1 protein-coding gene and 1 pseudogene are annotated in these 1,758 nt (G+C 64.3%); both read left to right on the top strand.

Annotation, left to right across the window (positions count from 1 at the left end):
* A pseudogene (locus QO207_RS31415) lies at positions 1 to 473 on the top strand (2-aminoethylphosphonate--pyruvate transaminase); the annotation flags it as partial.
* A 32-nt stretch (positions 474 to 505) separates the two neighbouring features.
* Positions 506 to 1,333, top strand: coding sequence for a phosphonoacetaldehyde hydrolase (gene phnX / locus QO207_RS31420; RefSeq protein WP_301536133.1), 828 nt, complete (start codon positions 506 to 508; stop codon positions 1,331 to 1,333).
* Positions 1,334 to 1,758 lie beyond the last annotated feature (425 nt).

Consider the following 1,758-nt stretch of genomic DNA (forward strand, 5'->3'; position numbering starts at 1 on the left):
CCAGCGCCGGCAACTGCCACTCGCTGTCCATGGACCTGCAGGACCAGCACGCCTACATGGCCAAGACCGGCCAGTGGCGCTTCACCCCGCCGACCCACGTGGTGGCCGCGCTGCACGAAGCGCTGAGCCAGTACGAGGAAGAGGGCGGCCTCGCGGCCCGTCATCAGCGTTACGCAAACAATTGCCAGACTCTGCTGGCGGAGATGGCCGAACTCGGGCTGCGCAGCTTCCTGCCGGCCGAGATCCAGGCGCCGATCATCGTCACCTTCCATGCCCCGAGTGACGCCCGCTACAACTTCACCGAGTTCTACAACCGGGTGCGCGAGAAGGGCTTCATCCTCTACCCCGGCAAGCTGACCCAGGTGGAAACTTTCCGCGTCGGTTGCATCGGCCAGGTCGACGCCAGCGGCATGCGCGCCGCCGTCGCGGCCATCGCCGAGACGCTGAAGGAAATGGAAGTTTTCGAAATCTGACGCCCGCCCGAATTCTTACAGGATTGAACGCCATGAATTACGCACAACCCAAGCAACTGCAAGCCGCCATCCTTGACTGGGCCGGCACTGTCGTCGACTTCGGCTCCTTCGCGCCGACCCAGATCTTCGTCGAGGCCTTCGCCGAGTTCGGCGTGCAGGTCAGCCTGGAAGAAGCCCGCGGCCCGATGGGCATGGGCAAGTGGGACCACATCCGCACCCTGTGCGACATCCCGGCCATCGCCGAGCGCTACAAGGCCAAGTTCGGCCGCGTACCGAGCGACGACGATGTCACCGCCATCTACGAGCGCTTCATGCCGCTGCAGATCGAGAAGATCGCCGAGCACTCGGCGCTGATCCCTGGTGCGCTGGACGCCATCGCCACCCTGCGCAAGGGCGGTCTGAAAATTGGTTCCTGCTCCGGCTACCCGGCGGTGGTGATGGAGAAGGTCGTCGCCCTGGCCAAGACCAACGGCTACGTCGCCGACCACGTGGTGGCTACCGATGAAGTCCCCAACGGCCGTCCGCATCCGGCACAGGCGCTGGCCAATGTGATCGCCCTGGGCATCAACGACGTCGCCGCCTGCGTGAAGGTCGACGACACCTGGCCGGGCATCCTCGAAGGCCGCAGCGCCGGCATGTGGACCGTCGCCCTGACCTGCTCGGGCAACGCCCTGGGCCTGACCTACGAGCAGTACAAGGCCCTGCCGGCTGAGAAGCTGGACCAGGAACGCCGCCGCATCGGCCAGATGTTCGAAGGCTCGCGCCCGCACTACCTGATCGACACCATTGCCGAACTGCCGGCGGTGATTGCCGATATCAACGCGCGCCTGGCGCGGGGGGAGATGCCGCAAAGCAGCTGACGCTCGGTGTTCAACAAGAAAGGCCCGCTTAGTGCGGGCCTTTCTTGTTGGCGTTGGTCTGACAGATCGCGCTCTTTGTAGGACCGAGGGGGACGCCCAGTCCTTGCTCGCGAACCGCACGGCACAGACCGTAGGGCGCATAACGCGCCAGCGTTATCCGCCGTTTGGGCTTGTGGTTGGGTGGTACTGCGTCGCGTAGGCGTGCGCACGGGCTTCTCGTTTCGCCCCTCGGCGAGTCCCTTTTGTCAAACGCCACAAAAGGAACCAAAAAGTCTTGCCCCGGACATCCGGTTTTTCGCTTAGGCGAAAAATACCCTCGTTGAAACGAAGTTTCAGGGGCACGCTGCGAAGGGCCSTCCCTGGCCCATCGCAGCTCTCGCGACATCCATGTCGCTCAACCCCTGAAACTCCGCGTCAACGAGGCC

Origin of the sequence: Pseudomonas sp. CAN1 (assembly GCF_030462585.1) — a bacterium.
In the GTDB taxonomy this organism is placed as follows: Bacteria; Pseudomonadota; Gammaproteobacteria; order Pseudomonadales; family Pseudomonadaceae; genus Pseudomonas.